The sequence below is a fragment of the Streptomyces bluensis genome (assembly GCF_014650715.1).
In the GTDB taxonomy this organism is placed as follows: domain Bacteria; phylum Actinomycetota; class Actinomycetes; order Streptomycetales; family Streptomycetaceae; genus Streptomyces; species Streptomyces bluensis.
On sequence record NZ_BMVM01000009.1, the window covers coordinates 230156 to 256050 of the forward strand.

Annotated in this window: 15 protein-coding genes; 10 read left to right on the plus strand and 5 right to left on the minus strand. The window is 67.5% G+C overall.

Going from position 1 to position 25895, the window contains the following annotated elements; genetic code table 11:
- Nucleotides 1–65: 65 nt before the first annotated feature.
- Nucleotides 66–869, minus strand: coding sequence for a class E sortase (locus tag IE262_RS22970; RefSeq protein WP_189876122.1), 804 nt, complete (start codon nt 867–869; stop codon nt 66–68).
- 312 nt (nt 870–1181) lie between these two features.
- Between IE262_RS22970 and IE262_RS22975 the strand changes: the two genes are divergently transcribed.
- Complete coding sequence (locus IE262_RS22975) at nt 1182–2741, plus strand: glycoside hydrolase (protein ID WP_189876124.1); 1560 nt, start codon at nt 1182–1184, stop codon at nt 2739–2741.
- Between the two features lie 154 nt (nt 2742–2895).
- On the plus strand, nt 2896–3906 hold the full coding sequence (locus IE262_RS22980) for an SEC-C metal-binding domain-containing protein (RefSeq protein WP_189876126.1): 1011 nt from the start codon (nt 2896–2898) through the stop codon (nt 3904–3906).
- Between the two features lie 196 nt (nt 3907–4102).
- Here IE262_RS22980 and IE262_RS22985 read toward each other — a convergent pair whose 3' ends face one another.
- Nucleotides 4103–4408, minus strand: coding sequence for a hypothetical protein (locus IE262_RS22985; protein WP_189876128.1), 306 nt, complete (start codon nt 4406–4408; stop codon nt 4103–4105).
- A gap of 491 nt (nt 4409–4899) precedes the next feature.
- Here IE262_RS22985 and IE262_RS22990 point away from each other — a divergent pair, with 491 nt between their 5' ends.
- The 4 genes from IE262_RS22990 to IE262_RS23005 all read left to right on the plus strand — a co-directional run bounded on the left by IE262_RS22990 (nt 4900) and on the right by IE262_RS23005 (nt 9410).
- A complete protein-coding gene (locus IE262_RS22990; protein ID WP_189876245.1) occupies nt 4900–6102 on the plus strand; it encodes an IS110 family RNA-guided transposase in 1203 nt (400 codons plus the stop codon).
- 294 nt (nt 6103–6396) lie between these two features.
- A complete protein-coding gene (locus tag IE262_RS22995; RefSeq protein WP_189876130.1) occupies nt 6397–6825 on the plus strand; it encodes a very short patch repair endonuclease in 429 nt (142 codons plus the stop codon).
- Between the two features lie 10 nt (nt 6826–6835).
- A complete protein-coding gene (locus tag IE262_RS23000; RefSeq protein WP_189876132.1) occupies nt 6836–7822 on the plus strand; it encodes a DNA cytosine methyltransferase in 987 nt (328 codons plus the stop codon).
- 46 nt (nt 7823–7868) lie between these two features.
- The gene (locus IE262_RS23005; RefSeq protein WP_189876134.1) at nt 7869–9410 is read left to right on the plus strand and encodes a DNA cytosine methyltransferase; all 1542 of its coding nucleotides are present in this window, start codon (nt 7869–7871) and stop codon (nt 9408–9410) included.
- A gap of 9 nt (nt 9411–9419) precedes the next feature.
- Here the strand turns inward: IE262_RS23005 and IE262_RS23010 are convergent, their stop codons facing one another.
- The 3 genes from IE262_RS23010 to IE262_RS23020 are packed head-to-tail and all read right to left on the minus strand — an operon-like array spanning nt 9420 to nt 13431.
- Complete coding sequence (locus tag IE262_RS23010; RefSeq protein WP_189876136.1) at nt 9420–10295, minus strand: DUF6339 family protein; 876 nt, start codon at nt 10293–10295, stop codon at nt 9420–9422.
- Nucleotides 10292–11287, minus strand: a complete 996-nt coding sequence (locus tag IE262_RS23015) for a hypothetical protein (RefSeq protein ID WP_189876138.1) — start codon at nt 11285–11287, stop codon at nt 10292–10294. Before IE262_RS23015 ends, IE262_RS23010 begins: the two co-directional genes overlap by 4 nt.
- Complete coding sequence (locus tag IE262_RS23020; RefSeq protein ID WP_189876247.1) at nt 11284–13431, minus strand: helix-turn-helix transcriptional regulator; 2148 nt, start codon at nt 13429–13431, stop codon at nt 11284–11286. Before IE262_RS23020 ends, IE262_RS23015 begins: the two co-directional genes overlap by 4 nt.
- Nucleotides 13432–14040: 609 nt before the next feature.
- Here IE262_RS23020 and IE262_RS23025 point away from each other — a divergent pair.
- Genes IE262_RS23025 through drmB form a run of 4 tightly spaced genes read left to right on the plus strand, consistent with a single transcriptional unit; the run spans nt 14041 to nt 25827 of the window.
- Complete coding sequence (locus tag IE262_RS23025) at nt 14041–18801, plus strand: DEAD/DEAH box helicase (protein WP_189876140.1); 4761 nt, start codon at nt 14041–14043, stop codon at nt 18799–18801.
- Nucleotides 18798–20702 (plus strand): UvrD-helicase domain-containing protein, encoded by a 1905-nt coding sequence (locus IE262_RS23030; protein WP_189876142.1) that lies wholly within the window; start codon nt 18798–18800, stop codon nt 20700–20702. The genes IE262_RS23025 and IE262_RS23030 overlap by 4 nt, the downstream gene beginning before the upstream one ends.
- On the plus strand, nt 20699–23965 hold the full coding sequence (locus IE262_RS23035) for a helicase-related protein (protein ID WP_189876144.1): 3267 nt from the start codon (nt 20699–20701) through the stop codon (nt 23963–23965). Before IE262_RS23030 ends, IE262_RS23035 begins: the two co-directional genes overlap by 4 nt.
- A complete protein-coding gene (gene drmB, locus IE262_RS23040; RefSeq protein WP_189876146.1) occupies nt 23962–25827 on the plus strand; it encodes an MrfA Zn-binding domain-containing protein in 1866 nt (621 codons plus the stop codon). The genes IE262_RS23035 and drmB overlap by 4 nt, the downstream gene beginning before the upstream one ends.
- Nucleotides 25828–25895: the final 68 nt, after the last annotated feature.

The following is a 25895-nucleotide window of genomic DNA, read 5'->3' on the forward strand; positions in this document are numbered from 1 at the left end:
CCTCCTTCCGTTGGCCACCCACAGCTCTCTCCTGCACCTGTCCCCTACAGATATACAGGACGCCCTCATCGGGCGTGCATGGAGCGCAGCTTCCCCCACACCACAAGGCGGTACGTGGACGTGTACTCGGGTGTGCAGGTGGTGAGGGTGAGGTAGTAGCCGGGGGCGCCGTACCCGTACGACGGCTTGACGCTGCTGCGCGGGACGGGCCGTATGACACCGCCGTCGCCGGGCGTGGTCCGCGCGAGGGTCCGGTCGACGACGTACGTGTAGCGGGCCGTCTCGGTCTCGACGCGCACCTCGTCGCCGCGCCGGAGCCGGTTGATGTACCGGAAGGGCTCGCCGTGGGTGTTGCGGTGCCCGGCGAGCGCGAAGTTCCCCGCCTGGCCGGGCTGGGCCGTGCCTGGGTAGTGACCGGCGTAGCCCTTGTTGAGCACGTTCTGCTTGCTGATGCCCTCGGCGACGGGGACGCGGAGGCCGAGCCGGGGGATGGTGAGGACGGCGTAGGCCTGGGTGGGGTCGGGGCGGGTGGGCGGGCGGTTCGTGGCCGCCCGCCGGGTCCGGGTGCCGTCGTCGGGGTTCGCGGCATCGGTGGCCGTGGGCTCGGGTGCGGGGCCCGGCGCGGGGGTGGCGTCGTCCGTGCCGGTGTCCGGGCCCTCGCCGCCCGCGCCCCACTCCCGCTCCAGCGCCTCGACCCTCCGCTCGGCGCCCTCGCGGGCCTGCCGGTTGGTCCACCACAGTTGGTGGACGACGAGGAGCAGCAGGACGACGCCGAGGGTGACGGCGAGTTCGGCGGAGGTCCACAGCAGGCGGCGGTACGCGGCACGCCGGCGCCGGGTGCCGTGGTGGACGACGGCGGGAGCCCGCATGCGTACGCCTCCGTTCGTCTCCGTTCGTCTGCTTGGCCGGGGGCCGCACGATAGGGCGCCTTCCCGCAACTCACCAGAGGGACGGCCCACTGCGGCCTTCAACTGCCCTTCCAGCTCCCCTTGCCCATTGCCCCTTCCAACTCCCCTTCCAACTCCCCTTCTCACAACCATTGGAAGAAACCCCGGAAAGCGCTGTCACACCTCTCGACAACACCACCGTTCACCCCTGACCCTTCCGATGGACGACGACAGCACGCGCTCCCCTCTTTCCTCCTTCCTGATCCCCAGTCCCCCCACATCCACGGAGCTGGCATGTCCACACCAGAGAACTCCCAGACGCCGCAGTCACCGCAGACACCGCAGACACCGCAGACACCCGAAGGCGGCGGCCCCTCAGCCTTCCGCCGCAGAGCCCTGCTGGCCGCCGCGGGAGGCGCGTTCCTCGGCGGCGCCCTGGGTACGGGCGTCGCGCGCGCCGACGCGACGATCGCGATCAACCCCGGTACGACGTACGGCACCTGGGAGGGCTGGGGCACCTCGCTCGCCTGGTGGGCGAACGTCTTCGGCACCCGCAACGACTTCGCCGACCTCTTCTTCACCACCAACTCGGTGACGTACAACGGCACATCGCTCCCCGGCCTGGGCCTCACCATCGCCCGCTACAACCTCGGCGCGTGCAGCTGGAACAGCGTGGGCGGCGAGACCATGGTCAAGTCGCCCAACGTCCCCGCCTTCAAGCAGATCGAGGGCTACTGGCAGGACTGGAACAACGAGGACCCGACGTCCTCCGCCTGGGACTGGACGGCCGACGCCACGCAGCGGGCCATGCTGCAGAAGGCGGTCCAACGGGGCGCGACGACCGAGCTGTTCGCCAACTCCCCCATGTGGTGGATGTGCGTGAACCACAACCCGTCGGGCGCCTCGGGCGGCGGCAACAACCTCCAGTCCTGGAACTACCGCCAGCACGCCTCACACCTGGCGGCGGTGGCGTTGTACGCGAAGAACAACTGGGGCGTGAACTTCGCGACGGTCGACCCGTTCAACGAGCCGGCCTCCACCTGGTGGACCGACACCGGCACGCAGGAGGGCTGCCACATGGACCCGGCGGTCCAGGCGGCCGTACTGCCGTACATGCGCAGCGAGTTGGACAAGCGCGGCCTGACCGGCGTCCGCATCTCGGCATCGGACGAAACGAACTACGACACGGCCCGCAGCACCTGGAGTTCCTTCGGCTCCTCGACAAAGGCCCTGGTCAGCCAGGTCAACGTGCACGGCTACCAGGGCTCCGGCGGCCGCCGCGACCTGCTCTACACGGACGTGGTGACGACGTCCGGCAAGAAGCTCTGGAACTCGGAGACGGGCGACAGCGACGGCACGGGCCTCACCCTCGCCTCGAACCTCTGCCAGGACTTCCGCTGGCTGCACCCGACGGCCTGGGTCTACTGGCAGGTGATGGACCCGTCGGCGGGCTGGGCGATGATCGCGTACGACGCGAACACGCTGCAGCCGACGACCGTCCAGACGAAGCACTACGTCATGGCCCAGTTCAGCCGCCACATCCGCCCCGGGATGACGATCCTGGACACGGGCGTGGACTACGCGGCGGCGGCCCTGGACCGCTCGGCCCGCCGCCTGGTGATCGTCGCGGTGAACAAGTCGTCCTCCGCCCAGACCCTGACCTTCGACCTCTCCCGCTTCAGCACGGTCACCGGCGGCTCGGGCGGCCTGGTCCCCCGCTGGAACACCCACACCTCCAGCGGCAGCGACCGCTACCGCTCGTACTCGGACACGCGCCTGAGCGGCAAGACGGTGGCGGTGCCGTTCGCGGCGGGGGCGGTGCAGACGTTGCAGGTGGACGGGGTGGCGGTGTAGTCAGCGGGCCCACTCCACGCAGGGCCCTGGAATCCACCGCCCAGGACAGGGCCCTGTGCTCCCCAGACCTCGCCCTCGCAGGAAGGCCAGGTAGCACGCCTACTACGCTGCGGATATCTGATGCTTGTCATCCAACGGCAGTACGGTGTCCCCCATGCGCCCCGACACCTCCGCCGAGAACGTCGACCACCACGCCGAAGCGGCCCGCCTGGAGCGGACCGCCGGCCTCCACCCCGAGGACGCCGAACAGCTTCTCCAGCTGGCTGCGGCCCACCTCGAACTGGCCGGCGCCCGACCCGAGGCGACGGCCCTCTACGACCGCCTGCTGTCGTCCCCTGACACACTGGAGAACCCCCACCTTGTACGCGCCCTCAAGGCGTCCAACCTCTGGGAGTACGGCCACGAGGCGGAGGCGAGGGCGATCATCGAGGGCCTCCGGGTGTCCGCTCCCCGCGACCCGGCCCCCTGGGTGATCGCGGCGGAGGCCCTGGAGGCCCACGACGAGCTGGAGGCGGCCCAGGACACCTTCACGGAGGGCGCGACCCTGCTCCTGACCGGCGTCTCCGAACCCCCCTACCCCACCCACTCCCTCCTCTTCGGCCGCCACCGCGTACGCCGCATGCTGGGCGCCCCGCACGACGACTGGGACGCCCTCGCGGACACCCTCCACTCGTCCTCGGTCTCCCTGGACGAACTCCACGACCCCAAACGCGTCTGGTCCCTGGGCTCCGACAACCCGGCGGAACTGGAGGCAGAGATCTCCCGCCTCCACGCCGAACTGGGCGCCTACCGCCAGGCCCTCTCCCGCCCGTTCCCGGTCGCGGTCCTGCACTGGCCGACGGGGGAGCTGGAGGAGCTGGTGGCGGCGTACCCGTCACTGGTCGAGGAGTACCCGTCGCATGGGGAGCACCTGACGACGATAGAGGGGTCACTGCGGGAACTGGCCGCCTCGGGCACACCGAACCTGGGCATCGTGACGGGCACCGTCCCGTCGTACGAGGCGTTCGCCGCCTCGGAGGGGACGTCTCCGGCGGAGGTGTCGCTGCTGCCGCAGTACGCGACGACGCTGGCTGCGCGGGGGCGGGCGGTGGCTTGGCCTCCGCAGAGGGGGACGGCGTGCTGGTGCGCCTCAGGCCAGGTCTACGAGGACTGCCACGGGGCGTAAGAGCCCACAGCCCACCTTGTACGAACCGACGGGTGGGGCCGCAGGAGACGGGACCCATGGACCCTTTTCCACCCTCACGCTAAACCTGGCAAGGTGCAGCGTGAGGGCGGCTTTGCCCATGTCTGCGATCTAGTCGGTGCCGCATCGTGGCTTGCGCAGGAGGCGCCAGGACGCACGCTCGTGGGAGGTGCCATCCTCAGCGTGCCTCCAGGCCACGGTTTTCGAATTCGTCCGCGCACTCCTCTGGTACCGACACAACGCTCGCGGTGGCTCTGCCCTTCAAAGGATCTTCCTGCAACTCCCGCTCCGCCTCGGCGCGGGCTTGTTCGATGTAGTCGGCGATCGCCTTGCAATCAGCGACGTACGGGCCCGTCCGTACTGGCTCCTCGGTGGGAGATTCCCGCGTGTCCGCGTACGGCCCGTCGTTGAGGGCGGAGGTGGCGGCCATGCCGGCCAGGCACAGCCCCGCCCAGACGGCGATGATCCACCGGCGGGCGCTCAAGAGCCGACCATTCCAACGGCGGAGCCGGCGACAGTGAGCACGGCGAAGGTGAGCATCGCAGTACGCGAGACCTTCATCGAAGCTCCTTTCTCAAAATGATCGGTACAGCGAGCTTCTACTTCTACCAACCTGCCGACCATTCACAGCCCCCCACCGGTCGCCAGCCGCCAAGCCATCCTGGCATGCCCCCAAACCGCTCACGCGCCCCCAACTCCGACCAGCAATCCAGCCCACGCCCACACCGACACACCTCCCCCCATTACCTTCTTCGTGGCCCCGCAATGGGGCTCCCGGCCTCTGGAGCTGGCATGACTTTCTCCCCCTGTCGATCGCATGGCCTGGGGGGTGGTGTCACCGGCTCCGGCGGCATCGACAGACCGCTGATTAGGGGCATGACCACCGGCTTCTCCAGAGGCAGGGAGGCTCTTCGTAATGTGGATGTGGCGATCGGTGCCGTGCCAGGGCCGGGCGAGTACGACCGGAGACTGCACGTGATCGACACCAGCGACATCGGCGCCTTCCTCGGCCTGGACGTTGGCAAGGGCGAACACCATGCCACCGCCGTCACTCCGACCGGGAAGAAGGCTTTCGACAAGCGGCTGCCCAACAGCGAACCCAAACTCCGTGAGGTCTTCGGCAAGTTGAAGGCCAAGCACGGCACGGTCCTCGTGGTCGTCGACCAGCCCGCCTCGATCGGCGCCCTGCCGATCGCGGTCGCGAGGGATATGGACTGCACGGTGGCCTATCTGCCGGGTCTGACGATGCGGCGCATCGCTGACCTCTATCCCGGCGAGGCCAAGACCGATGCCCACGACGCGTTCGTCATCGCGGACGCCGCCCGGTCGATGCCGCACACCCTCCGCTCGATCGAGCTGGAGGACGAGACGGTCGCCGAGTTGGAGATGATCGTCGGCTTCGACGACGACCTGGCCGGCGAGGCCACCCGCATCAGCAACCGGCTGCGCGGCCTGCTCACGCAGATCCACCCGCACCTGGAGCGAGTTGTCGGCCCACGCATCCAGCACCCGGCCGTGCTCAAACTGCTCGACCAGTTCGGCTCCCCGGCCCAGATCCGCAAGGCCGGACGCCGTCGGCTGATCAACCTGATACGGCCCACGGCCCCGCGGATGGCCGAGCGGCTGATCGACGACGTCTTCACCGCGCTCGACGAGCAGACCGTCGTCGTTCCTGGCACGGACGCCGCCGCGCTGATCGTTCCCGGCCTCGCCAGCTCGCTTCAGGCGGTGCTCGACCAGCGCAAACTCCTCGCGGTCCGGATCGAGGAACTGCTGGAGAACCACCCTCTTTCCAAGGTCCTGACGTCCATGCCGGGGATCGGTGTCAGGACCGGGGCAAGGATCCTCATCGACGTCGGAGACGGCACCGCTTTCCCGTCCGCCGCCCATCTGGCTGCCTATGCCGGACTGGCACCGGCGACCCGCAGCTCTGGTTCCTCGATCCGCGGTGAACAGCCCTCCCGGCGAGGAAACAAGCAGCTCAAGCGGGCCTTCTTCCTGTCCGCGTTCGCGGCCCTGGCCGACCCGGTCTCGCGGGCCTACTACGACAAGAAGATCGCTCAGGGAAAGCACCACACCCAAGCCCTCCTCTGCCTCGCCCGACGACGAGCCGACGTGCTCTTCGCGATGCTCCGCGACGGCACCTTCTACGACCCACACCCAAGCCCTACGGGTTGACGAAACCCATAGGGGCACCCCCCCGCTTTCCCCATCACGGGTGGCCCGCAGGGCCATCGCCGAAGGCGACGCGCAGCGCCATTGACGCGGGCCGCGGAAGCACGACACTGACCAAGAAGCGGACGGCCCTCCCGGCAACCGTGACGACGTACGGTGCGGATTCGCACTGCTACCCGGCTCATCTCTCCCGAGGGGTGCCCGGCGCTACGACCACACTCACAGAGGCGTGCGAAGCACTGGCAGAATGCACTTGTGCCTGGTGCTCTTCCATCCTCCCCCGGAGTCTCCGCCCGCATGAGCCGGCAAGGCTCACGCGATACAGCCCCCGAGGTCGCCGTCCGCCGCCTCCTGCACGCCTCGGGCAGGCGCTACCTCGTGAATGTGCCAGTTCCAGGCATGCCCCGCCGCACGATCGACATCGTCTTCCCCAAGGCCAAGATCGCCATCTTCATGGACGGCTGCTTCTGGCACGGCTGCCCTGAGCATGCGACCCAGCCCAAGGCGAATGCGGAGTGGTGGCGAGCCAAGCTCGACAAGAACATGGCACGCGATCACCAGACGACCGAGCATCTGCGCTCGACGGGGTGGACAGTGCTGCGGTTCTGGGAGCACATGCCGGCGGAAGAGATCGCGGCGACGGTAGGTGCGGCGGTGGACCGGGAGAAGCGGGATCGAGACCGGCGGAAGCAAAGAGCACGAGAACAAGGTCGCCGGATGATCTGAGGGGGAGCGGATGGCTGATCGACTCGGTTTCGTAGACGTCTGTTCCGGCGCGGGCGGCTTGGCGTCGGGGCTGGAAAGCGCGGGCTTCTCACCGGTGCTCCTGCTCGACAACAAGCGCCAGGCATGCGAGACGCTCCGGGCCAACCGGCCGCACTGGAACGTGGTCTGCGAAGACCTCAACGATTTCCTCCCGGACGAGTATCCGGAGACCCTGGACGTCGATCTCTTGTCTGCCGGCCTGCCGCGTGTGAAATCCTGGGCTGCGGTGGGACGTTCGGACAGCGACCAGGAGCTGCGACTTCTCACCGCCACGATCTACCTGGTCCACTCGATCCAGCCGCGGGCTCTGTTACTGGAGAACCTGCCTGCTCTCGTCGAGTCGCCGTCGTACACCGGCATTCGCGACTTCGTCGAGGAGGAACTGGCGCATCTGGGCTACCGGTTTTACTGGTTCGTTCTGAACGCAGCGGACTTCGGTGTGCCGCAAGAACGCAGACAGGGCCTTCTCGTAGCTCTCAGGAAACAGCGGTCCCGCGCTTTCACCCCACCGGTGCCAACGGTGGACGAGCATGTCCCGGTCGGTCGGGCGCTGCTCCCGTCCATGAGGGCCCGGGGCTGGCGTGACGCCGACGCCTGGGCGTCCCAGGCGTCGTCCGTGGCACCCACTCTGGTCGGAGGCTCGGAGAATCGTGGCGGCGCGGATCTCGGCCCATCCGGCACGAAGCGGGCCTGGGCGCGTATGGGGGTGAACGCCGGCGCGCTGGCAGACGAGGTGCCAGGGGCGGACTACGATTGGCCGCGCTCGGCGGACCCAGCGCAGATGGTGAAAATCACTGTGGACCAGGCGGCCCTACTGCAGGCGTTCCCCGCGGATTGGCGCATCACTGGACGTAAGACGGCCCGGTACCGGCAGATCGGTCACGCCACTCCCCCACCGGTGGGCAAAGCCCTCGGTGCCGCCATCGCGACTGCTCTACGTTCCCCCACCTGCACTTAGGCGATACTTCGAACGCACCGCGGACCGCCGTCTAAACTTCACGCCCATGAACCACATCGACAAGGTATACTCCCCACCTGCGGTTTTCCGCATCCTGGACCTCTTTGCGGGCCCGGGTGGGCTGGATGTGGCAGCAGATGTGCTGGGTCACCGGGTCACCGGCATCGAATGGGACGCAGGAGCCTGCGCGACCCGCAGAGCAGCGGGGATGGACAGCTTCAAAGGCGATGTCCGCGAGTTCCGCGCGTCCTTCTTCCCATACGCCCAGGTGCTGACCGGTGGGCCTCCTTGCCAGACTTTCACCGTCGCCGGTCATGGGGCGGGCCGCAGAGCACTGGACCAAGTGCTGCAGTACATCGAGCGCTTGCACGCGGCCGTACGTCCTGAGAACCGCCAGGACTGGAACCAGACCTTCCGGACCTGGCGAAAGATCTCCGAGGAGCTCAGGCAGAAGGAACTCGAAGCCAAAGAGGTCAAGACCGAGAAGCGGAAGGTCGAGGAGCTCAGAGCCAAGAGGCGCAAGGCCATGAGGAACAGGCTGGAGGAACTCGGGAATTCATCGGACGAAGTCAAGAAGGTCATGAAAAAACTCAAGGATCCGCAGAGCCTTGAGTTCCCGGACGAAGAACTCAATGGCCTACTAAAGGAGTTCAGCGACCTGAACCACCAGCTCAACAAGTTGAAGGACAAGCTTGAGGAGCTGGGCGACGAGCGGACGGGATTGGTCCTGCAACCTCTGTGGTGGGTGATCGAGCGGAGCAGGCGACCCGGGTCGGAGCCCTACGAAGCCGTCATCCTGGAGCAGGTGCAGGCGGTGATGCCGGTGTGGGAGAAGTACGCCGAGGTGTTGGTGTCTCTCGGGTATCGAACCAGGACACAACTGATGCACACCGAGGCCTTCGGCGTTCCTCAGACCCGACGGCGCGCGGTATTGATGGCCCGCCTCGATCGGACCGGCCTCCCGAACGGACCCGGCCTTGATCGTCTCCCGAAGGTGCCTGAAACCCACGAGCACTACTACCGAGGGGCCTCCCCCGCCCGGCTCCCGAAGGCAGGCCACGCGGACACCCTCCCCTTGGAGACCGCAGTGCCCTGGATCTCCATGGAACAGGCGCTTGAAAGGGCACGGAAGATCTCACCGTCAAAGGTGCACAAGCGTCCCGCATTCACCGTCATCTCGAACTACGGGACCGGTGGTGTCCCCGAGGCACGGGGGCGGCGCGACCACGACGCCCCTTCCGCCACGATCACCGGGAAGGTGTCACGGAACCGCGTGGTCCATAAGGGCACGGATAAGGACCTTGACCGTTTCGAGCGCTTCAACCATGCCGAGGCAGGAGTCCTCCAGACGTTCCCCGTCGAATACCCCTGGAGCGGCAACGACGTGTCACAGCAGATCGGCAATGCCGTACCGCCCAGGCTCGCCTTGCACGTACTGCGGCAGGTACTCGAACCCGAACTGAGCGACGATGAGGCCAGGGTGCGTCTGGAGCAGGCCGTCGCAGACCTGGAGGCCTGGCAGCCCGGCAAGCCGGTGGAGGTCCGCAAGCACGGTGATTGGAAGGGTCACCCGCTCACGGGCAGGTGACCCTTGCCCTCATGTCTGAAGCTTTCTGCCCCTCACTGGGGCCGTCTCGAAGAGTTCGGCGAAGAAGTCGGTTAGTGCGACCACCGATTCCTCCGGGACGGGCTCCTCATCGGGCCCCACTGGTAGGGAGTGTCGCGGTACGGGAGGCGCTGACTGGGCCTCGGCAACCCACTGGCGCAGCGCCTCGGTGTCGCGTGGTTCGTCCGGGGCCAGCACGTCATAGATCAGGGTCGCGCCGGCGGCGTTGATCGCCGTCATGAGGCCCTCAATGTCACGGGTACTGGCAATCCCGCGTCCCAAGATGCGTACCAGGGCCTGGGCTGTGGGGCGGTGGTCGATCAGTTCCCGTTTCAGCGCGGAGTGGATCAGCTCTTGGTTGCCGCAGGCCGCCACCACAGGGGAGTAGTCCCTGCCGTTGCGGAACATCTCCGCCACCCACCACAGGCGCGAGAAACACTGACGATCGGGCGCGCCTTTGAAGCGGGCAGGACTGACGCGCGGCTCGCGCTCGCTCGACGCAGTCGCCAAGAGGTGCCGCCAGGCCACGTAGTCCGGGGCGACGGCCAACGCGAGATGGTTCCAGAGCCTTCGGTCCGCAGCCTCCCGCCGAGTGATGCGGAGAGCTGCGTGGAGCCTGGGTGCGAGCCAAGCGTCGGCCTCGGTCCGCTTGTCCCGGAACTCGTGCATCGCGTCCTCCACGAGTTCCCTGAGTGGTTCGACCTCCCACCGGGCATCGTCTTCCGGCAACGATTCGACGACCTTGGCGAGGTCGACGCCTCCGTGCCCCTGGATCCCCTTGAGCAGGTCCTCGGTGAGGAAGGGGTCAGCCGCCGTCGCGGACAACAAGCCGAGCCTCTGGGGAAGGTGGTGCGGCTTCTCGATCATGCTCCGTCCCCTCGGTTCATCTGCTGGAGTCCACGCAGGGCATTGGCGAGCGCCTTGCTCGCCCCGGCACGCCGAACGGCCGCGTAGTGGATGCGGGTCTGGAGCTCCACCCATCCCGCGTCGCCGGTGCGCCGGCGGTGGACCTGACGGAGCGCCTCCTCGACATGGACGCCCGGGACCACGTCGGGGAGCATCTCCCGCAGCACCTCGCCCTGCCAATCCGTGGGGAAGACCGGGGCGCCGTCGGGTTCGACCTCCAGGTCGCCCACAGAACTGTGGAACACCGCGGTCCACACATCGGTGGCCATCTGGGAGACCAACATCTCGTGGACCTTGTTCTCAAGGCCCCCGCTGTCGCCGCCCAGGAGATCGGAGAAACCCTCGATGTCTGTATTGACCAGTACCGTCGGCAAACGGCCCGAGGCATCAACGATCCAGGGTGCGTCGGGGTAGGCGCGCAGCCACTCCCGCGCGCTATTCGAGAAACTTATCTGCTTCACGTCGAGGCGCAGGCCACCGAGCGGCTCCTCGGCAGCCACGTCGACGGTCCAGTGGTCGTCGGTCTCGGCGATCGCCCGGCCAGGCACGTCGTCGACCGTGGCGACAGCATGAGCCGCAAGGGTGGCACGGCCCACGTGATCGTCACGGAACAACTCGATGCTGCCTGACCATTCCTTGCTCTCCGGGGCGTCCTGCCGTAGGTCGACGACGGTACGCACATTGGTCTCGCCGTCGGTGAGCACCGCCAGGACGCGCAGGTCGCTCCACGGGACATCGAGGGCGTTCGCGCCGGGCGGCAGTGTGGCGGACAGACCGATCCTGGCCGAGACCCAGTCTTGGTGCTGCGGCACGCCCAGAGCTACGGTCCGCTGCGGGGTGGAGTACGCCGAGGTGTCCAGGTGGTCCCTGGAACCGTCGGGCAACTTGAGGGACGCCGAGGTCACCCGAAGGATGATTGGTCGGTTGAGCCGCTTGTAGGGGTAGAACTTCATGCCTCACTCCCCTTGCCGGCACGCAGTTCGAGAACGAGCCGTGTGAGCGCGGTACGGACCGGATGGCTCGCGACATCGGTGGAGCCCCGGAAGATGGCTCGCCGGGCGCGAGGCGTGAAGCGGAGCACGCCGTCCTCGACCTCACAGCCCTCCACGGCTACGAGCTCGGCCCAGTCGAGCTTGGGACGACTGCCCGAACGCACATCGAGCAGAACTACCGGTGTCATGGCGGGTAGTTCGTCACCACCACGAGGCAGCTTCACCTCGGCGGTGATCTGCCACTCCCCGGACGCGCCGATCGAGGCGTCGAGTCCGTCCAGCTCCGGCAGGACAGGACCGGAGTGACGCCTGGGCGCAGTCTTTCGCGGGACCGTGAGCGCCTTCCGCAGCTTCGCGCCTCCCTGGCCGCCGGAACGCTTCGGCCGGGCAACCAGATCCTTCACAGCGGCGTTGACCTCGGTGGTCAACCGCGCGATGCGATGGTGCGCGGTGTGCGACCAGCGGAGGGTCAACTCCTCGGTCTGGCCCCAGCGGTCGTGCTCGGGGGGCTCGGCCGCACGCAGGAACTCTTCGGCTTCCTCGGCGAAGGGAGCCGACTCCCCGGCCGCTTGCCCCACCAGGAGTACGGCCTGAAAGGCGTTGACGCCCAGGGGCAGGCCGGCGACACCGGACTTCTTGATGGTCATCCGATTCCCGCGCAGCGAGTGGACCTGGTTCGAGGTGCCATCCGCATCCTCGGCGTCCGTGACCAGAAGCACCGCTGGGTGCGTGCCGAGCGTGCCACGACGCCCGCCGGAGAGAGGCAGCCGGAGCGGGACCGTGCGGAGAGCGACCTGACCGGCCTCGGTGAGCCGGTCCACGGTCGTCCCGTCGTAGAAGGCACGCAGCGCCCGGGTTCGAGAGGGCTGGGCGTCGGTGGGGTCGACCTTCTCCTCCTCTATGACGACCTCACCGTTACGCAGCGTGCGGACCGAGGTCTCGAGAAGAGGGAGTCGACTTCCGCCACCGGTCATCGCTGCCCAGAAGTCCCGCCCCAGTGCCTCGACGAGCCGTCGGTGCATGGCTCGGATGTCGCGCGTCCCGTCGTCGCTCCCGTCCTCCTCGTCAGCATCGAGGTCGAGAGTGCTCTGGTCGAGGCTTGCCACGTCGTGGGCACCTACGATTAGGAAGGAGGTGCCCGGCTCGTCACTGTCTCGGGCGAGATGGAGGCGCTCGACCATCTCCTCGTCGGCCCACCAAGAACGAGCCACCTCTGCACCCGGGCTATCGGGGTCGGGGCGCCCCAGCCAGGCGGGGCCCGCGTACGGGCGACCCTCGATGAAACGCCACGGCAGCTCGAGTCGTCCGATGACACGGCGCTCGGTCCGGCCCTCGTGGGGTACGGAGAGCGTGGAATTGATCAGGACCATGCCGAGCGCACTGGTCGCCCACAGAGTCGCCTTGCCGAGGCCGTAGGAACCACCCGCCCCGCGACCCGACTTGAGGCTTTCCAGCTGTCGACGGACGACGGCTGAGAACTTGCCGTCGCCGTAGTCGTCCCCGGTGAGACCGGATGCGTTGTAGTCGTCGATCCGGAGGAGGACCAATCGGCCCTTCTCGAACATGTCGCGAACACCGGCGTCCACGACACGTCCGACCTTCTGCTGGGAAGCGGCCTTCGAAACTGCCATGTAATGCGGGTGAAGTTCGTCCCAAAGGATCGCCTTTCGGAAGGCGCCCAGGGCCTCACCGGTGAGCTCATGGAGGGTGTACCGCACGCGGACCGGGCGGCCGTTCTCCGCGAGCCGCTCGTCGAGGCTGTTCTGGCAGGTCTCGCGCGCCAACACCCCCACGTCGGCATCGAAGGCGAATGCAGCGGCGTTGCCCAACTCGCGCCCACCGTCGGCGTGTCCGGGACGGTGGTACCAACCGACAGGTAGGCCGGCCAGGGTGTCGGTGGTGCGCGTGTGCACGGTGGCCAGGTCGGTGTTCAGGGCCTGGGCGATCCGTTCGATCGTCTCCGGCCTTGGGGTGGCTCGCCCAGTGATCCAGGCGGAGACCGCCGCACGCGTCACGTCCACCGCCAGTGCCAGTTGCGTCTGGGTCATACGCGCCAGCTTCAACTGCCGTGCCAACCAAGGGCCGAAGTCCTCGCCTGCTTCCACGGTCACCTGCACTCCGCTCTCGGCTCGTTCCTACGACGTCCTTACCCTACCCCCACGGTTGACACGAGCGGCGACTGTCAAAGGAAGTTTGACCTCTATCAAAGCTCTCCGAATCGATGGACCGCCGGACAACTGCCGGTTTGCCTGGTATCTACTGTTTGCGATGTCGAGAGGGTCAATTACCTCCCGGGAAAGCGGACCGAGATCTTCCGCCTCCGCCCCCAACAGACCCTAGGAACAGGGCACTTGCGCACGCCGATTCGAATCCACTACGGTCCTTCACTGGTAGCCCCACATGCCTCGGAAGAAACATTTCTCCGATCCGCCCACAGGTGTGTCTTGTTGGGGAACAGGCCCTTTCGCTGCCTTCACGATGCACACTTCCACTCCTTTCTTCGTTCCGCCGCACACACATATCCGCTCTCCCTGAAAGAGCAGGCAGCCCTTGACGCCGCACCCGAGGCTCACAATCGTGGAAAGTGCAAGATCGTGAGCGAATACGACCGCTTATCTGCCCTTCCCGTGCACCTTGACTCTCCGTGGAACCGCTTGGGTGGAAACCGCGTCCGTGACATCACCCGCCCCACCCGTGCCGAGGATCGGAGACCCGTGTCCGCTGAACAGACCCCCGTAGTGAAGACGGTGATCGAGCAGTCCTCCCGGGTTCTGCAGACATACGAGGTCGACCCTGGACTGATCGCGGAACACTCGAACGGCGAGCGGCGCATCACTCAAGGCGGATACGGCGACCGTCAGCTCTTCGAACTCGTCCAGAACGCGGCCGACGAAATCGCCGCGGAACCCGGTGGCTCCATCCACGTCGTCCTCACCGAATCTCATCTCTACTGCGCCAACGAAGGAACTCCGGTCACCCCCGAGGGCGCGGAAACCATTCTCCGAATGAGCATGTCACGCAAGCGAGGCGGGCAGATCGGCCGGTTCGGCGTGGGGGTGAAGTCGGTCCTCGTGGTCACCGACACCCCGGAATTCTTCAGCCGATCCGGCAGCTTCGGTTTCGATCGCGCATGGTCATACGGACAGATTAGGTCCGTACCTGGAGTCGTGGAGCGGTACGGACCCGAGTTCGACGCTCCCGTGCTGCGGATGGCCCGCCCGCTCGACGAGCGTCTGGAGCGCGCAGCCGACCCGGTCCTCGACGAACTGCTCACCTGGGCAACCACCGTGGTACGGCTGCCGCTTCTTGTGGGAGCGGACGATCGGCTAGGTCTGGACATGCATGGGGGTCGCGCGCGCCGTCCCGGCGAGCAGCGCGAGGAGTTCCCGGTCGGCTTCCAGCTCTTCTCCCCTCACGTGGCGAAGGTCGTCCTGGAGGACCATCGGCCTCGTCCGCTCGCTCGCCGGGTGCTGACCACCGAGCAGAGCGGTGATCTGCACACCGTGGTCGAGGAGCGGACCGGAAAGCCCACGGCCGCTGAACGCTGGCGCGTCTTCACCGTCACCCACGAGCCCGGCCCGGCCGCCCGAGCCGATGCCGGTGAGCTTCACGACCGGCTCTCGCTCGATCTCGCTTGGGCCGTACCCGAGTTGGAGAAGGATACGGACAGCGGACTGTACGTCAGCCCGAGGTCTCGTGGCCGGGGACGCTTCTGGTCCTTCTTCCCGACCAAGTACGAGATCTCCTTGAGCGGGATCCTCAATGGTGCTTGGAAGACCAACGAGGACCGGCAAAACCTCCTCGACTCCTCGCCCTTCAATCAGGAAATGATCAGGGTGTCGGCGACGCTGGTCGTCGACTCCCTTCCCGCTCTCACCCCCAGCGCGGACCCGGCCGCGTACCTTCCTCTGCTGCCTGGGCGTGTGAAGGAAGCGATCAGTTGGGCGGACGAGTTCCTGACCCGGGAAATTTGGGCGCGGGCCGCGGTCCGTCCGTCGCTGCCCGACCAGGAGGGGGTGCTGCGTGTACCGACCGAGCTGCGCGTCCACCCTCGGTTCGACAAGGACCAGAAACGCCTCGCCGGCTGGCTACGCATGTGGCACGAGTGCCCTGGTCGCCCCACGAACTGGCTGCACCCCAGCGTCGAGGCGGACTCGCTGCGTTCCGGAAAGGTCGAGCACATCCTCGGCGCGGCCGGGCACGGGCGGACCGACGTCCGCGAGTGGCTGGAGGCACTCGTCGAGTGCGGCACCGCCGAGGCGTCGGCGGTGGCGATCCGCATTCTCGCGGACATGATCGAGGCTGGGTCCCCGTACGTGGAGGAGGCACGAAAGGCTCGAATCGTGCTCACGGAGGAGCACGGTCTCGTCGCCCCTGTGCACGGTCGAGTGTTCCGCCGCGCGGACCAGGGAGGACTGCGTGAGTCCTTGGTGTACGTGGTCGACGGCATCGCCCAGGATCCGTCGCTTGCTCACGCTCTCAACGTACTCGGTATCCGGGAGGCGGACGTCGAGGGGCGCTTCGTGAGCGTCCTCGACCAAGGCTTCGACGACTACCGGGACAACGAATGGGAGCGGTTCTGGGAGCTGTTCCGACAGGCCGGGGGGCGCCGGCTGGCCCAAAGAGTTCTGGAACGGGTGCCGACGCCTCGCGAGACGCTGCACGTGCGGACCGCCGACGGGAAATTCCGGCCGGTGCGAGACTGCATGCTTCCGGGAGCGGTGGTCGACGCCCGGCGTGACCCGAGCATCGCTGTCGACAAGGAGTTCCACTCTGACGACCTCTCCTTCTTCCCGGAGATCGGCCTGCGCGAGCGTCCCTCGACCGGGGTGCGGCCGGAGGGCGAGCTCTGGTTCGAGGAGTACCGGGAGGTGGTCCACTCCGCCCTTCTGAGGAGTCTGGACGAGCGCGCCCCCCGTCCGTCCCTGAGTCGGATGAAGGTAGAGGGCTCCGCGATCGGTGGACCGCTGCACCTGTTCCGATCCCTCTCGGAGGAGTCTCGCGCCGCTTTTCTGAAGGCTTTGGCCGATGACGACGTGGTGGACAACTGGACCTGTCGGATCGGTGCCCAGTCGAGCACTCGGCAGGCCGTGATTTCTCCGATCCGCTGGATGCTCAAGAAGTACGGGACGGTCGCCACCTCCCAGGGGATCAAGCCCCTCAAGGAGGCTGTCGGACCGCAGCTGGCCGCCTACCGCGACGTGCTGCCGGTCGCCGACATCTCCCCGGAGAAAGCCCGCAAGCTGCGTCTGCCGACCACGGTCGACGAGGTTCCGTCCGACCGCTGGGACACCCTTCTCGCCGAGGTGTCCCAGAGCGAGGATGACACCTTCGTCGGCGCCACCTACGTGATGCTGACCAGGTTCGGCGCGGACTTCCCCGAGGACACTCTCACCCGGTGCCGTATCGGTGACATCTGGGGCGCGCGTCCCGATGACGAGATCACCCTCGCAGTCGACGCCGCCGAGTATCGGGCGCTGCGGGCTGAGCAGCTTCCCGCGCTGCTCGTGGCGACACCCCAGGACGCCGAGCTGATGGTCGAGAAGTGGGGCATGCTTCGCTACTCGGACGTGATCAGCCAGGAAACCCGCGAAGTCCCGGACGGTGACCCGGTCCTCCTGGTGGAGTTGTACCCCGCGCTGCGCCAACGGTTGAACAGTGCCAACCGGAACAGCCTCGTGCAGCGGTGCACCGAGCTGGAGGAGGTGACCCGCACCCCCAAGGGCACGCAACACGCCACCCTGGACGCCGTGCGCCACGGCAGCACCATCAAGGTCCGCGTCCCGCTGGACCCCGAGCCGATGCTGCGACTGATCGACCGCGAGCTGGAGCTCGGGCTCGGCCCGGCCGGCTGCCGGGCGGTGCTGGAGCACCAGGAGCGCATGGCACGGGACAGCCAGACGAAGGCGGCGCTCAAGGCCGTGCGCGACGCCGAGGACGTGGTCGCCAAGATCGAGATGCTGATCGGCGCGGAAGGCCTGCGGTCGGGGCTGCCCGAAGGGTTGATGGAGGCCGAGCTGCAGGAGACCGACGGTGCCGAACCGTCCGGGCACCGGATCGCGCAGATGGCCTTTAACGCGCACGGGGACGGCGTGCTTCAACAGCACGCCCGGGACATCCAGGCCAAATTCCCCAACGCGCCGGTCGCGTACGGAGGCTCGTCGGCCGCCGTCGCCTTCGTGTCGGACCTGAAGCTGCCCGTGTCCTTCGCCGGCTCCAGGATGCCGTCACCGCCCGCGTTCGAAACCGTGGACGGCCCGCGGGACTTCCCACGGCTGCACAACTACCAGGAGGATCTGGTCCGGAACATCTCCACCCTTCTCGACCGATTGGCCCCACAGCGCGGGATGTTGTCCCTGCCCACCGGCGCCGGCAAGACCCGGGTCACCGCCGAAGCCGTGATCCGCTGGGTGAAGCGGGTGGGCGACTTGCAGGGGCCTCTGCTGTGGATCGCGCAGACCGAGGAGCTCTGCGAGCAGGCAGTACAGGGCTGGAAGTTCGTGTGGAGCAAGGTGGGGGCGGAACGGCCGCTCACCATCAGTCGGCTGTGGAGCAGCAACGAGGTGGGGAACGTCGTCGAACACCCGCACCTGGTCATCGCTACCGACGCCAAGTTGGAGCGCTGTCTGGACACCGATCAGTACGCCTGGCTGCGACAGGCTGCACTCGTGATCGTGGACGAGGCGCACACCGCCATCTCCAAGCGGTACACCGAGATTTTGGGACAGCTGGGGCTCACCCAGTACGAGACCGGACGGCATCTGCTCGGTCTGACCGCCACTCCGTTCCGCAACACCAACGAGGAGGAAACCCGTCGACTGGTCAACCGCTTCGGTAACCGACGGCTCGACGAGGGTGTCTTCCCGTCCGGTGATCCGTACCGGGATCTCCAGGAATGGAGAATGCTCGCCCAGGTGGAGCACCGCACGCTGGAGGGCGGCCGAATCGAACTGACCCGCGACGAGAAGGCGCAGGCCGACCGGATGGCGGTGCTCTCCCGCGCCGCCGAACAGCGCCTCGCCGACGACCACGCGCGCAGCCGCCGCATCATCGACGAAGTAAGCAAGCTTCCGGAGGACTGGCCGACCTTGCTCTTCGCCACGTCAGTGGACCATGCGAAGTACTTGGCAGCGATGTTGAACGACCGTCAGGTGCCTGCCTCTGCTGTGGACGCGACCACCAGCCCTCAGGACCGGCGTCGGCGGATCGAGGACTTCCGTACGGGCCGTATCCGGGTGCTCACCAACTACGGTGTCCTCACCCAGGGGTTCGATGCGCCCGCCACCCGTGTCGTGGTGGTGGCCCGCCCGGTCTACAGCACCAACGTCTACCAACAGATGATCGGTCGTGGCCTGCGCGGCCCCAAGAACGGCGGCAAGGACACCTGCCTGATCCTCAACGTCAGCGACAACGTCGCCAACTTCGACACCCAGCTCGCCTTCACCCAGTTCGAGCACCTCTGGAGTGGTAAGTGACCGACACCTACCTCGACAGCCCCCCACTCACCGCCGAGCAGCGGGCCGTGGTCGAGCAGCCCTGGGATGCGCGTGTCCTCGTCACCGCCGGTGCCGGGGCGGGAAAAACGCACACGTTGGTGCGCCGCCTCGATGCGCTGTGCGGTCACGAGGACACCGACGAGGCGTTGGAGGCCGCCGAGATCCTTGTGTTGACCTTCTCCAGGGCAGCCGCCCGCGAGCTACGCGAGCGGATCGCCCGGCATGGGGAGCGGGCCCGCCGGGTGCGAGCCCAGACCTTCGACGCCTGGGCCTACGGGGTGCTCGTTCAGGCATACCCGGACCAGGACTGGGGTGCGGCCTCCTTCGACGAGCGGATCAAGTCCGCAGTCGAAGCGATCGAGAAGGGCGCGCTGGAGTCCGGCGACGCCGTCCCGCCCTCCCATGTGGTGATCGACGAGGTGCAGGACCTGTTAGGTGACCGCCGGGAACTGGTGGAGGCTCTGCTCGACCGCTACCAGGACAGCTGCGGCTTCACCGTGGTCGGCGACGCCGCCCAGTCCGTCTACGGCTTCCAGATCGAGGACCTGACCGAACGCAAGGACGAGACCGGCAGGTTCTTCGAGTGGTTGCGTTGTTCTTATCCCGACGATCTTGTGGAGCTGCGCCTCACTGAGAATTTCCGGGCCGGCACCCCCGAGGCCCGGATCGCACTGAGGCACGGTCCCTGGCTCCAGCAGGTCAGCGATACGGATGAGGCGGCGACACTCTACGACGAACTGCGCGACCTGCTGCTGGATCCGGCGAACGGGATGGGCGACCTCACCGATCAGTTCGCCTTGGACGGGCTGCGGAACCTCTCCGACACGTGCGCGATCCTCACTCGCGACAACCGTCAGGCCCTGGTGGTCTCCGGACTACTCCACGAGCACGGCATTGCACACCGGCTGCGGCCCCCTCTTGAAGAGCGGCCGGTGCCGTACTGGGTGGCCGAGTTGCTGCGCCGCACTGAGGCGACCGGCCTCACCGAGGGCCGATTCCGCTCTCTGCTCACAGAGATCCCTCTGCCATACGAGCCGAATCCGAGCGCCCTGTGGACAGTGTTGCGTCGCGCCGCACAGGGGACCGGGCGCAATGTGCTCGATCTGGAGCGGCTGCGCCGCTCCATCGCCGACGGCAGGTTCCCCGACGAGGCAGCCGACCCGGAGAGCACACGAATCGTCGTCTCCACCGTGCACCGTGCCAAGGGCCTCGAGTTCGACCGGGTGATCGTTCTGACCCCGCCGACCATCGCCGAGCTCCACAAGCAACACAAGGACGAGTTGGACCTCCCCGCCGAGGCCCGAGCCTTGTACGTGGCGATGACGCGCGTCCGCCAGGACCTCTACCACGCCCAGTCCCCCGAATTGCCGATCCTCAAGAGAGCGGGGGGCCGAAGGAACGGTCGCCGGTACGTCGGCGGGTGGCGGTCGTACGACCGGTTCGGCGTCGTCGCCGAGGCGAGCGACATCTGCCGGGACAACCCGCCGGGCCACCAGACCGACGCCGTGGCGACCCAGGCGTATCTCTTGGAACAGGTAGGCCCCGGGCAGGAAGTGGTCTTGCGCAAACGCCACGACCTGCCGATGGGCGAGTACCAAAGCCCACCGTACGCCCTGGTGCACAACGGACGGGAGATCGGTGAGGCGTCGGAGCGGTTCCGCGCGGAGCTGTTCCAGGTGCAGAAGGTGAACCGGACGTGGGATCCCTGGTGGCCCGAGGAGATCCACGGCATACGGGTCGACACCCTGGAGACCGTGACGGGTAGCACCGCCGCGGGCGCCAACGCAGGTCTCGGCAATCGAGGCGTGTGGATCGTCCCCCGGATCACCGGCATCGGAAGGTATCTGCGGGCCAACAACGACGAGGAGCAGCGCCCATGACGCAGGTAGCAGGTCCGCACTCCGAGCACTATCGGGTCCGGGACGAGGAACTCCTGATGGGGCTCCGCCGCGAACTCTTCGGCCCCTGCGAAGACGCCTCGCCGGAGGACCGGCACGAGGTCCTCACGCACGACGCGCCGATCGACCGCTATCTGACCGGCGTGCTGTACCCGCGTGCCGCTGACAAGGCCGCGAAGGAGCGGAAGGACGAGGACGCCGCCGAACAGGACGGCCTTGATGTCGCCCCGCAGCTCCCCCGCGAAGACGTCGAGGAGTCCGACGCCGCGCAGGAGATCCGGGCCGCGGGGGACAGGCGTCCCTCCTCCATGGGTCTGACTTTCGCGGTCGACCCTGCCATAAGCGACACGATCGTGGTCTCGGCGCGTGCGGCCGTCTACGAGGCCACCGACGTCGACGGCAACCCGATCCCGGCCCGCCGTGCCGAGGCCCGCACCACCGCCGAGCAGCGGGAGCAGTGGCGGCGCAGGGAACTCCAGCTTCCGGACGTTTCTGTCGACGTCACCACGCCCGACAGCAACAGGTGGGAGAAACTGCACGAGGAGTTCCCGAACGGCGTCCGGCTGCACGTCAATGTCCGAAGCCTGGATCCGATCAGCGGCACGGTCACGATCACGGTGACGCTGGTCAACGCTCAGAAGGTCGGCGAACGGGATCTCCAGGACGCCTTTTCCCTGTTCCAGTGCGGTCTGACGGTTCGGGCCGCCGACGGCTCCACCACGTTCGTCGAGCGTCCCGCCCCGGCCGTCGCCCACGACCCGGAGATCGCCACAAGTCGGCTACTGCACCGCCACGCCCCGACCTTCGCGGTGGGTCACGGCTGCGCCGCCGCATGGGATTGGACCCCGCCTCCGATCGGCATGACCGACACCGTCCTGGCCGCTGTCGCCGAAGTGCGGAGCGAGTTCGTGCCCAGCGTGGAGGTACTGCTCACCGACTCCAACCCGGAGATCGACAGCTCGACGCTGTCCATGCTGGGGCTGGCAGAGAAGTCCGACGCCGAGGTCCTGGCCGGCCTGGAAGGGCTCGCCACGGGTTACGAGCGCTGGATCGACCGGAAGTCGGCCGAGGCGGATGCTCTGATGGGCGGCACCCACGAGAAGCCCGCGCGGGACCAAGTGGAGGCCTGCCGCGAGGCGCTCGACCGGATCCGCGAGGGCATCGAGCTGCTGCGGATCAAGCCCGATCTGATGAAGGCGTTCCGGCTTGCCAACCGCGCCATGGCCGACCAGCGTGCCCGCAGCGCTTGGGTGAAGAGCGGACGCGTCGGCGCCCCCGACCCGGCCGCCGGTCGCTGGCGACCCTTCCAGATCGCATTCGTGCTGCTCTGCCTGGCCGGCATCGACGACCCCGAGCACCGCGACCGGCGGGTCTCCGACCTGCTGTGGTTCCCCACCGGTGGTGGCAAGACGGAGGCCTACCTCGGGCTGATTGCCCTCACGTCGTTCCTGCGTCGGATCCGCAAGGGCACACACGGCGGCGGTGTCACTGTCCTCATGCGCTACACGCTGCGGCTGCTCACGCTTCAGCAGTTCGAGCGTGCGGCGATCCTGCTCTGTGCCATGGAGCACATGCGGCGCCGCACTCCGGAGCTGGGCCGCGAGGAGTTCTCCGTCGGCATGTGGGTGGGGCGTTCAGCCACGCCCAACACGCTGGCCGAGGCCGGCGCCAAGCTCGACGAGCTACGCGCCAATCTCGACAAGCGGCTCGCCACCGAGAATCCCGTTCAGTTGCACGCCTGCCCCTGGTGCGGGACCCGACTGGACGCCCGAGACTACGAGGCCGACGAGGACGTCAAGCGGATGCACGTCCGCTGCCCCAGCGCGGACTGCGACTTCGCCGACGGCCTGCCCGTCCACCTGATCGACGAGGCGGTGTACAACGCCCGACCGACGCTGGTGATCGCCACTGTCGACAAGTTCGCCTCGATGCCGTGGCGTCCGGCGACCTCCGCGCTCTTCAACCTCGACGACCCGGAAGACGGTACGCCTCCCCCGGAACTGATCGTCCAGGACGAACTCCACCTGATCTCCGGACCGCTGGGAACCCTCACCGGCCTCTATGAGACCGCCGTGGACGCGCTGGCCGACTGCCCCAAGGTGATCGCCTCCACCGCGACCATCCGTCGCGCCGCCGATCAGGGTCGCCATCTCTTCGCCCGCGAAGTACGGCAGTTCCCGCCGGCCGGTCTGGACTCCCGCGACTCGTGGTTCGCCGTGGAAACCCCGCGCGAGGAGAAGGCGAGCCGCCGCTATGTCGGCCTCTTGGCCCCGGGTACCAGCCAGTCCACGCTGTTGATCCGCACGTACGCCACTCTGCTGCACCGCGCCAAGCACGCCGACACCAACGACAAGGTGCGCGACGCATACTGGAGTCTCGTCGGCTACTTCAACAGCCTGCGGCTACTTTCCGCAGCCGAACTCCAGGTACACGACGACGTAGTGGCCTATCTGGAGCTGCTCGCCGAACGGAAGGGCGTGGCGGTCCGCTCGGTCGCCAATTACTCGGAGCTGACGAGCCGTGTGGACGCCAGCGAGATCCCCACTCGCCTCAAGGGCATCGAGAAGAGGCTCCCCGACGAGGACACCGTGGATGTCCTCCTGGCCACCAACATGATCGCGGTCGGCGTGGACGTGGACCGCCTCGGTCTCATGGCCGTGATGGGTCAGCCGCAGACGACCGCCGAGTACATCCAGGCCACGAGCCGGGTCGGCCGAGCGCATCCCGGCCTGGTTGCGGTCATGCTCAACTCGGCTCGATCCCGCGACCGTTCCCACTACGAGAGCTTCCAGCACTTCCACTCGGCCCTCTACCGCGAGGTCGAGTCCACCTCCGTGACCCCGTTCTCCGCCCGCGCCCGCGAACGGGGCCTGCACGCGGTGATCGTCGCCCTCGCCCGCATCATGATTCCGGCCGCCCGGCCCAACGAGGGTGCCAGCAAGGTCGATTCCTACGAACACATCCTCCGCGACGACATCAAGTCCGTGCTCCTGGACCGCGTCCGCGAGGTCACACCGGAGGAGATCGACGCCGTGTCCCAGGACTTCGACGAGTTCGTCGAGTGGTGGTGCAAGGCAGCCGACATCCGCAACGACCTGCTCTTCGAACCACGCAGGGGCAGTCGTGCCCCCTCGCTCCTGAAGGCGTACGACGACGAGTCCGAGGAGGCCAGGGCGTGGTCCACGCTGTGGAGCCTGCGCGACGTCGACGCCGAGTCCGCCCTGTTCATGGAGGGAACCCGATGACCCCGCCCCCCGCCCGCCGTCGCCGGACCGGCGTGAAAGGCGCCGTTCCCGCACACAACCTTCCGCGGCGCGGTGCGGTTCGCCGGGCCCAGGCGATCACCACGTACGGCGTCGGATCGCTCATCGCCGTCGACCACGAGTCCTTCATCGTCTCGGGTATGGACGGGGCCGATGAGAACTGGAGCCTCGACGAGTCCCCGCGGATTCACGAACGGCGCCTGGCCCGCGTGCTCGGCGTCGACTACTTCCGGCTGCCGCCCGCGTCCGACGACAACAGCAAGGACGGCCTCCGGGTTCGACGCTTCCCCTTGATGCACTCCTGTCCCGAGTGCACCGAGCTCCAGCGACACCGCGATTTCAACCCGCCTGGCGGTCGAAGCATCTGCGGCACGTGTGAGGTCGACCTCGTCCCCTCCCGTTTCGTCGTCGCTTGCGAGGCCGGACATCTCGGCGAGTTCCCGTATTGGCAGTGGGTGCACCGATCCACCAACCGCGGCGCCACGGCGGCTGGACAGTGCGGCGGGAAGCTCAAGCTGCGTTCCTCCGGGCGTACGTCCTCGCTCCGCTCGATTCTCGTTTCGTGCACCTGTGGGCAGGCGCCGGAGGTCTCGATGGAGGGCTCCTTCCGCAGGAACGCCCTGAAGGATCTTGGCCTCACGTGCCGGGGCACCCGACCGTGGCTCGGTACGTCCGCGGCGGCTCAGGAGTGCGGGCTCCTTCTGCGCACGCTCCAGCGTGGTTCTTCGTCGGTATGGCAGCCGGTGCTGAAGTCAGCGCTGTCCATTCCGCCGTGGAGCGACGGCCGCGCGGACCCTCTCGCCGAACACTGGGACGCGCTCCGCCAGTACGACAGCCGCGAGCACGTCGAGATCTACCTCAAGGGAGCTTTCAAGGGCGTATGTCCTGTACCACTGGACGAGGTGATGGCGCTGCTGGACGCGGAGCGCGAGGAGGACTCCGACGGTGAGGCAGCCCCCACCTTCGACCACCGGTACCGCGCCCTGCGCAATAAGGAGTACGAGCGTCTCCGCTCCGGAAACGACGAGAGTGAGCACTCCCGCGACGAGCAGTTCGTCTGTGAGACTCCGCTGGGCGACCAGAGAGTGCTCGGTCCGCTCGGTGTCACCGGCCCGATGCTGGTCAAGAAACTCCGCGAGGTGCGCGCCCTGAAGGCGTTCACCCGGCTGATCGACGCCGAGTCGACGACCGATTCGAAGGAGATGCCCCTCTCTGAAAGCCCTCTGCGCTGGCTTCCAGCCATGGAGGTCCGTGGCGAGGGAGTCTTCCTCCGCCTGGATGAGGACCGGCTGGGTTCCTGGGAGAAGGCCACGGCGGTGGCGGCCCGGATCGAGCGGATACGCACCGCTCACCAGCGGGTGCTGGAGCAGCGGGCAGGCGACCCGAGCCGGGTCGTCCCCTCCCCGGCCACCCCCCGCATGGTGCTGCTGCACACCTTGGCCCACGCCCTCATCAACGAGTGGAGTCTGGAGGCGGGCTACCCGGCCGCTTCCCTGCGCGAGCGCCTGTACGCCGCCGACGACATGGCCGGAGTACTCGTCTATACGGCGACGAGCGATTCGGCGGGCAGTCTCGGCGGTCTCGTCGCACAGGGTGAACCGGAACTTCTCGATCGCACTTTGCGTTCTGCAGTCCACCGCGCCGAGTGGTGCTCTTCCGACCCGCTCTGTATGGAGACCGAGGCGTCGGGCACAGGGGGGACGAACCTGGCTGCCTGCCACGCCTGCGTGATGCTCCCCGAGACGAGTTGCGAGCACAACAACATCCTGCTCGACCGCGCGCTGCTCGTCGGCGCCCCGGACGATCCTCACGTTGGATTCTTCGCGCACATACTGGACCACTAGCATCCGGGACACCGATACAGAGCGGCAGTCGTGCACCACCGATACCGCCAGTGGCGGGGACTGGCACG

Bases quoted from the DNA above. Each gene is read 5' to 3' on its own strand.
- IE262_RS22970 (WP_189876122.1), bottom strand. From the start codon at position 869: ATGCGGGCTCCCGCCGTCGTCCACCACGGCACCCGGCGCCGGCGTGCC.
- IE262_RS23015 (WP_189876138.1), bottom strand. From the start codon at position 11,287: ATGAAGTTCTACCCCTACAAGCGGCTCAACCGACCAATCATCCTTCGG.
- IE262_RS23010 (WP_189876136.1), bottom strand. From the start codon at position 10,295: ATGATCGAGAAGCCGCACCACCTTCCCCAGAGGCTCGGCTTGTTGTCC.
- IE262_RS23000 (WP_189876132.1), top strand. From the start codon at position 6,836: ATGGCTGATCGACTCGGTTTCGTAGACGTCTGTTCCGGCGCGGGCGGC.
- IE262_RS22975 (WP_189876124.1), top strand. From the start codon at position 1,182: ATGTCCACACCAGAGAACTCCCAGACGCCGCAGTCACCGCAGACACCG.
- IE262_RS23005 (WP_189876134.1), top strand. From the start codon at position 7,869: ATGAACCACATCGACAAGGTATACTCCCCACCTGCGGTTTTCCGCATC.
- drmB (WP_189876146.1), top strand. From the start codon at position 23,962: ATGACCCCGCCCCCCGCCCGCCGTCGCCGGACCGGCGTGAAAGGCGCC.
- IE262_RS22995 (WP_189876130.1), top strand. From the start codon at position 6,397: ATGAGCCGGCAAGGCTCACGCGATACAGCCCCCGAGGTCGCCGTCCGC.
- IE262_RS22980 (WP_189876126.1), top strand. From the start codon at position 2,896: ATGCGCCCCGACACCTCCGCCGAGAACGTCGACCACCACGCCGAAGCG.
- IE262_RS23035 (WP_189876144.1), top strand. From the start codon at position 20,699: ATGACGCAGGTAGCAGGTCCGCACTCCGAGCACTATCGGGTCCGGGAC.